This window comes from Acidiphilium sp. JA12-A1 (assembly GCF_000724705.2).
Taxonomy (GTDB): Bacteria; Pseudomonadota; Alphaproteobacteria; order Acetobacterales; family Acetobacteraceae; genus Acidiphilium; species Acidiphilium multivorum.
Genome location: NZ_JFHO01000008.1, coordinates 1 through 7054 on the forward strand (window position 1 = coordinate 1; position 7054 = coordinate 7054).

Annotated in this window: 7 protein-coding genes and 1 pseudogene; 1 reads left to right on the top strand and 7 read right to left on the bottom strand. The window is 54.7% G+C overall.

The window, feature by feature from the left end; genetic code table 11:
* Window positions 1-591, top strand: a pseudogene (locus RT91_RS20100) (IS256 family transposase); the annotation flags it as partial.
* Here the strand turns inward: RT91_RS20100 and RT91_RS02265 are convergent.
* From RT91_RS02265 to RT91_RS22785, 7 genes are all read right to left on the bottom strand, one after another.
* A complete protein-coding gene (locus tag RT91_RS02265; RefSeq protein WP_152982775.1) occupies window positions 540-824 on the bottom strand; it encodes a hypothetical protein in 285 nt (94 codons plus the stop codon). The pseudogene RT91_RS20100 and the gene RT91_RS02265 sit on opposite strands and share 52 nt — an antisense overlap.
* A gap of 543 nt (window positions 825-1367) precedes the next feature.
* Entirely contained in the window at window positions 1368-2573 is a 1206-nt protein-coding gene (locus tag RT91_RS20105) for a pyridoxal phosphate-dependent aminotransferase (protein ID WP_082468514.1), read from the bottom strand.
* Window positions 2574-2604: 31 nt separating this feature from the next.
* Window positions 2605-4806 (bottom strand): tetratricopeptide repeat protein, encoded by a 2202-nt coding sequence (locus RT91_RS20110; protein ID WP_082468515.1) that lies wholly within the window; start codon window positions 4804-4806, stop codon window positions 2605-2607.
* Entirely contained in the window at window positions 4799-5590 is a 792-nt protein-coding gene (locus tag RT91_RS20115; protein ID WP_007423970.1) for a lipopolysaccharide assembly protein LapB, read from the bottom strand. The genes RT91_RS20110 and RT91_RS20115 overlap by 8 nt, the downstream gene beginning before the upstream one ends.
* Before the next feature lie 65 nt (window positions 5591-5655).
* Entirely contained in the window at window positions 5656-6528 is an 873-nt protein-coding gene (locus tag RT91_RS20120) for a DUF1217 domain-containing protein (RefSeq protein ID WP_082468516.1), read from the bottom strand.
* Window positions 6529-6544: 16 nt separating this feature from the next.
* A complete protein-coding gene (locus tag RT91_RS20125) occupies window positions 6545-6886 on the bottom strand; it encodes a flagellar biosynthesis regulator FlaF (RefSeq protein ID WP_007423972.1) in 342 nt (113 codons plus the stop codon).
* A 15-nt stretch (window positions 6887-6901) separates the two neighbouring features.
* A partial coding sequence (locus RT91_RS22785; protein ID WP_275470326.1) for a flagellar biosynthesis repressor FlbT occupies window positions 6902-7054 on the bottom strand: 153 nt, incomplete at its 5' end.

The window sequence follows — 7054 nt, forward strand, 5'->3', positions numbered from 1 at the left end:
ATTCTGGCTGCGGGTGATGAACGAGTTGAAGAACCGCGGCGTCGAGGACATCCTGCTGGCTGTGGTCGATGGCCTGAAGGGGGGGCCAGAGGCGATCACTGCCGTCTTTCCCGAGACGATCGTGCAGACCTGCATCGTCCATCTGCTCCGGAACTCCATGGATTTCGTGTCCTACAAGGACCGCAAGGCGGTCGAGACTGCCCTCAAGGATCTACCGGGCCGTCGATGCCAGGGCCGCCGAGGCAGCACTCGTGGCCTTCGAGGCCGGGCCATGGGGCCGGAAATACCCTGCCATCGGCCAGAGCTGGCGTCGGGTGTGGCAGGAAGTCATCCCGTTCTTTTCCTTCCCCGGCGAGGTCCGTCGGATCATTTATACGACGAACGCCATAGAAGTCCTGAATTTCAAGCTGCGTCGGGCGATCCGCGCGCGCGGCCATTTCCCGAGCGATGAGGCCGCCGCCAAGTTCCTCTATCTGATCCTGAACCGACCCGAAAAAGGAATGGGTGATGCCACCTCGAGAATGGGCTATGGCAAAGGCTCAGTTCGCCGTCATCTTCGGCGATCGCTTCGTAAGGGCCCTGGCGGCCTGATGTTCAACCGGCCACCCATACAGAGAATTCCTGACACCGCCGGCTTCATCGATGAAGATTGACCGCTCGGGTTCGAGATCGACCTGGTCCTCAAACCACTCACGGCGCCGCTTCAGGACGTCCGGACGGTCCTGCTCCACCGCATGGCCAATCTTTTTGTTCAGCGTGATCCGGTGTCCGCCGAAGAACCGCCAGATCGTCGAAATGCCAAACCGCTCCGAACGTTCCGTCATCAGCCGCTCCTGCACCTCGACAAGTGTCAAGTCAGGCGTCGTCTCGACCAGGTCAAGGACAACCACCCGCGTGGCGCTCGATCCGTTCCGAGCGGCGGTCGCCGCCCACCTTCATTGGTGCCGGCGAACCCCTCTCCCGGCTCAGTTGCACCCAGCGTATCGCCGCCGCAATCCCAACCCCGAGGCGTTCAGCCGCCAGACAGTGCGACATGCCGCCATCAACCGCCGCTACGACGCGTACACAAATCCAGCGAAATTACCTTCACCCTATGCATGCCAGCCTCCTTCGCCTGCAAACATCGTGAATCACCTCTCACCCGATACGGGAATCCCCACGCGATTTTTCGGCTCAGAAGCTGCTCTAAAATAGATCCCGGATCACTCAGAAGGAGCCGATCAGCAGCCAGAATCCGCACGCGCAAATCAATCGAGAGAGGGTATCCCATCCATGCCAGCCTCCTTCACCAGCACGGATTCTGACCCAGAATTCCACGCCAGCGGGAATTCCCCCCATCAATTCAATACGGTCGAAAACGCTCTAAATTAATGGTTACATGTCGTTATGCAAAATCGTAGAATGCGCTCGCAGGCCTCTTCCAGAAGGGCATCGGATGCAGCCGTCGAAAGCCGGATATGACCTGGCATTGCAAACGCGGAGCCCGGAACCGTAGCGACCAAAGCCTCATCTAGTAAGGCATTCGCCACATCCTCATCATTGCCAAGTATTCGGCCGCTCGGGGTCCGGCAACCCAATAGACTGGTGATCGACGGGAAGGCGTAGAAAGCTCCCTCTGGGCGGGAACAGGTAAGGCCAGGCGCACCGGCCAGCGCACCTAGAACAAGATCGCGGCGTCGACGATAAATCGTACGTCGTTCCTCGAGAAGATCCTGCGGGCCGTCTAGCGCCGCAACAGCAGCCGCCTGGCTAATGGTCGAAACACCCGCAGTGGTAGTCCCCTGAACCAGCGTCATTGCCGCTAGCCAGTCACGCGGACCGGTACAGAAGCCAATGCGCCAGCCGGTCATCGCATAGGATTTCGATACGCCGGACATAGTCAGCACGCGCCCAGCGAGATCTGGAGCAGCGGCCGCCAATGTCACGTATGCGCCTTCGAAAATGAGGTGCTCGTAAATATCATCCGAAATTGTCAGTACATGAGGATGCCGACGAAGCACATCGGCGATGCCGATAAGCATTGCCGCATCGGCAACCGCGCCGGACGGATTGTTTGGATAGTTGAGAACAAGGAGCTTCGTCCTTGGCCCGATAGCTGCCGCGAGGGTGGCAGCATCCACGCGGAATCCTGCTTCGGCGGGGCAATCGATGAACACCGGGATACCACCGGTGAATTCAACCACCTGGATGTAGCCTGCCCAGCAAGGCGCGGGAATAAGCACTTCATCGCCAGGATCGATGACCGACATCACGGCGTCAAATATCGCCTGCTTGCCGCCATTTGTGACAAGAACGTCAGCTGGTGTTGCCGGCAAACCCTGATCGCGTTCGAATTTCCGTGCTGCGGCGCAGCGCAGCGCATCGGTTCCAGCGATAGGGGGGTAGCGTGTCTGCCCGCCGAGTGCGGCACGGTGTGCGGCATCTACGACATGCGGTGGGGTTGGAAGGTCGGGCTCGCCGATCGATAGCGAAATCACATCATGGCCAGCGGCACGAAGAGCGCGAGCCCGGGCAGCCATAGCGAAAGTAGCCGCCGGCCTTGTTCGGCCGACGCGGGCGGAAAATGGGATCATCCCGCGTCAGCACCACAGTTGCGGCGATTGATCAAGCCCGGCAGCCGTTACGACAATAATCCTGCCACGCATAGCGCAACGCGGCACCGAGATTACGACCAAAACGCTTCGCGTCACAGAGGGGACTCGTGAGCATCTGTTCGCGCAATCGAGCCCGACGTGCGGCTAGCGCTTCCAGATCCGAGGACATGGCAACGGCACGATCGATATACTGTTCCGGACTCTCTGTAACGCAATCCGTCAGGCCCACGTTCGAAAGGTGGCTCACCGAATGACGTGCGGCGAAGAAATCACCAGCCAAAGTGATGACAGGCACCCCCATAAACATCGATTCGCATGTCGTTAGCCCACCTGAATACGGGAATGGATCTAGTGCGATATCAACGTCCTTGTAGCCTTCGATGAATTCTGGATGCGGAGCTCGACCGCGCAATTCGACCCGACTCGTATCAACTCCAAGAGCATGCGCTCGAGAGATGAAGCGCTCAGGAATTCCATCTTCAGAAAATTGCGGGCAGCGGAGGAGCAGGTGGGCGTTATCGACCTGTTCAAGGATCCGTCCCCAGAGCGATAATGTCTCATCGGTCAGTTTTGTCAGATTATTGAAGCAGCCAAAGGTGACATGACCGTTTGCAAGAGCCGGCAAATTGCTGACAGGCGGCGACGTTGGGGGAGGAGAATAGCAGACATAGCCGTCCGGCAACCGTAATAGCTGTTCCGTATAATATTGATCAAACCCCTCCGGGGTCTCCCATCGATCCGTAATGAACCAGTCAACACGCTTCATGCCAGTTGTAGACGCCTGTGAGCCAACCCATTTCATTTGGACGGGCGCCGGGCGATACGCCAAACTTCCAATCAATCCATTGTCACCAAAGCCACTCAAGTCAATAAGAATATCGATATTACAATCGGCAATATTTGAGGCAATCTCCGCCTCGTATTTTGTGATTCGGTCTTGCCATTTGCGCACACGTCGTGCAAGCCGCTGCGCAAATGGATCTCCTGCAGCGAAGTGACCAAAACAATAGAGCTCGTATGCATCTCGATCTAAATTTTCCAGACCGGCAAATGTGAGCCATCCTACAGGATGTTGTCGCAGAGAATGAGACAGTAGGCCGATTCGAAGTGGACGATCAGGATCAACAACAGAGGGCTTCATCAGTGGTTCGCAGTCTTCGGGCAATGTCGCGGCGAGTTTTCGGGTCGAGTCCAGAAGAAGCTCCGCGGTCGCATTGCTTTGATACGGAATTAAGGAACATTCAGCTCGCAGCCGAGACCGGTCATTGGCTTTGGGGGTTGCCGCTTTGATGTCCCTTGCACTTCCTGCGAGATCGCCAGCTGATGCTCTGATCGTAGCGCGATTTAATAATATCGTAGAGCTCGCGTTTGCGGGAATATCTAATTTATTCAATATATCGGAAGCATCGCCAAAACGATACTGTCGGCCAAGTGAGACAGCTAGATCATTGGCGATATCGATGTTTTCGGGCGCACGGAGAAGGGCTTTGCGCAGATGTAATTCTGCCATTTCTGGCATCTGATTTGCCAAATACGCATTGCCGAGCAAAGCTAGGATATCAGACGCATCCGGCTCAACGTCGATCGCAGTCTCTAAAAGAGCGATCGCCTCTTCAGCCCCACCGCGCCTAAGAGCTGCATTGGCTTCAAGACAGAGCTCAATGGCAGTGGTCCACTTCGGCTCTCGGATCTGCAAAATCAGATCATGATCAACCGTGTCGCGAAGTTCATTATATGTAATTGCATAATGAAGTATATCAGGTGCCAGATTTCCGGCGTTGGCCATCGCGCGCAATGCGGCACCCTGAAGTCCGAGCGCACCGAGCGCAAGCGCAAGTCCATGCCAAGCCTGATGGTTGGTGGGATCAAGATCGGTAGCTCGCGAAAGATATCCTACTGCGTCGTGCGGGTCGTTGCTTTGTAGTGCCAATATTCCATAAGCAAGCAAAGGTTCAATCCGCCAACGATTGCGTATGCTGGCTTGGATATAGAGCTCTTTGGCCTCAGCCACATGGCCATCAGCACGATAACTCTGGGCAAGCCTAATCAACGGCTCATCCCATGATGGAGCCAGCTCACTCGCTCGCTGGAAAAGCTTCCTTGCGGACTCGCGGGTGCTGCCGGCATCAAGAGCCACCCCCGCGGCTATGACGTCGGCCGCATTCGTCATATTTTCGTGTAAAGCTGGAGCGCTAGCAACCTGATCAAGCATGGCGTGGCAAATTGCGCGTATTGTCGCTAAACAGCAATGTAGCCTCGTCCCAATTGCCTGTTCCTACGGCTGCTTGGACGGCTAGGAGACTGGTGTCGAGATTAGCGCGACCTTCGGCTACAAGTCGCCGGATTTGATCAGTTGCTTCTGTATAGGCTCCCCGTTCAATCAGTACCGAGATAAGAAGATGGCGAAGCCTCAGATCATCTTGAGGACGGTCGGAATGCTCTTCATCACTGTCCTGCAATATATTGCGCAAGGTGTCCTCCGCCTCTGCGGGCGCAGAGCGGCATAGCCCGGCGAGCGCCAGGAAGTTAGACGGCATCTCGTCAAGGACCTCGCGCAAGCAGGTCGCAGCGTCGTCGATATGCCCTAGCTCCAAGAGAGCTCTTCCTAATATAGACTTAGCCGTTGAATTCCTTGGGTCTGCAACGACCGCCTCGGAAGCGGCCTTCGCCGCTTCAACCCAATTCTTTTCCTCAAGGCTAATCTCGGCACTAAAACAAAGGATAATCGAATTCTCAGGAAATGCAGCTAAGCCGTCCGAGACTATTTCCTTCGCACGAGCGTGCCTGCCTTTAACAAATTCGATTGCCGCTGATAACGCAACGATCGTCCCAGGATTCTCACCGCGCTTCTCGAGGGTAGGGAGTAGGAGCGAGGCGGCGTTGACCTGCCCCTGATCGATTAGCTGCCGCACGCGCGCAAAAAGCACGCGATTTACACTTGAATTATCGCCCCGTACGGCGGGTTGCAATTGAGAATTCGAGTGGAGATCGGACATAGTCAGGTTCCTTTTGAACGGTGGTGCGGACCAATTCTCCGGTCAGCGCGCGGGATTGCTATAGCTTATGCGATGAGAGATCTAGCTTGTGCAGCTAGCCCAACGAGACTGGAGCTCGAGCCATAAGCGTTCATATTGCTTGCTTGTGTGACTGCAAGGAATCGATCCGCGAACGATTGAACAAACTGCTTATTCTGAAATTTTGATACATCAAGTCGACTGGTGATGGCCTGCTCTTGAGCAAGCAGCGGCTGAAATGCGATTTGTTGGGGAACTCCCAATGCGGTCGTGACGACCGAGCGCATAACAGAATCGCCGAGAATTTGAGTGGCATTCGTGAATTTTTGAGCGTTCTGAATGAAATATAGTGCGTTTGAAAGTCCAGGGGTCTGTTTATCAAGTGATTGACGCCAAAGAACTTCAGCATATGCATTAGTGAGTGTACTTATACTTGATGGTTTTTGTATTATAGATAACCCTTTGGTTGCAAACTGATAAATCTGGGCGGTCGAAAGCCACTGCGAATTAGTGGACGACAATTGATTGGCAAGCCCGTTTGGATCGCTCGGATTTGACAGAAGTGCCTTTTGAGCCAACGCAGGAAATCCGACCTGAGACCCTAGCCCATTAGCAGTAAGAAGAACTTTAAGAACGGTTGGATTTTGAAGAAGCTGCTTCGCAGTCTTCGCGCTGTTCACCGCTTTTGTGAACGCGGCAATATCCCGCTGTACTTGTGGCGATTTTGCTTCTGCCTGAATATCTTTTGTTTCATTCTGTTGGGCGATTCGGAGCGCAATAATCGGATTTTGAGAACTCGTGACAGTTCCGCTCGTCGCTCCGCCGTAACTCGCTTCAAGAATTGAGACAATACTTGACGAAGTCGTATTTGCGGAGCTTGTAAAGAGAGTAGCAATATTTGGCGATAGAGTAGACGACATCAAATGTCTCCGAGATCTATGCTCGCCCGCTAAGTCCATCGGCAAAATTGTCGCCGATTATCGCGATCACTTCAAGGTCGGGACTTTGATCATTTGTCTGCTGAAGAATGTTATTCGCAACAGAAACGATCTGCGCCCGAAGTGGTGCCGGCAACGGATTGAGTGGATCGAGATTTGTAGCGAGAATCGTCTGCCAGAGCCTGCGGGCAGTTGCCAGTGCTCGTGTACGACTCAGATCATCGTCGGCCGCACGGAGCATAGAACTGACAGTGCGGAACACTTCGGCATCCTGCTCACGCTGACCTCGCAGTTGATTGGCGGATTCATAGGCTTTGAAGGCCTTTGCTGAATGAGACATTTACGATCCTTTTGATCACTGACATGACTGCAGAACGGCTGCTTCGTGGCGCATAATTCGCCGCGAAAGCTTAAGGGCTTCATAACAATCATCCGATTTTGCACATTCCAGCGCTCGGTCGAGGATCTCGCGGGCGAGCGCCGAAGTTGTCGCTTCCTTGAACTGCTC

What these genes read in the sequence shown, in the direction of transcription:
- RT91_RS20115 (WP_007423970.1), bottom strand. Translation starts at nt 5,590, where the DNA reads ATGTCCGATCTCCACTCGAATTCTCAATTGCAACCCGCCGTACGGGGC.
- RT91_RS20120 (WP_082468516.1), bottom strand. Translation starts at nt 6,528, where the DNA reads ATGTCGTCTACTCTATCGCCAAATATTGCTACTCTCTTTACAAGCTCC.
- RT91_RS20125 (WP_007423972.1), bottom strand. Translation starts at nt 6,886, where the DNA reads ATGTCTCATTCAGCAAAGGCCTTCAAAGCCTATGAATCCGCCAATCAA.
- RT91_RS20110 (WP_082468515.1), bottom strand. Translation starts at nt 4,806, where the DNA reads ATGCTTGATCAGGTTGCTAGCGCTCCAGCTTTACACGAAAATATGACG.
- RT91_RS02265 (WP_152982775.1), bottom strand. Translation starts at nt 824, where the DNA reads ATGACGGAACGTTCGGAGCGGTTTGGCATTTCGACGATCTGGCGGTTC.
- RT91_RS20105 (WP_082468514.1), bottom strand. Translation starts at nt 2,573, where the DNA reads ATGATCCCATTTTCCGCCCGCGTCGGCCGAACAAGGCCGGCGGCTACT.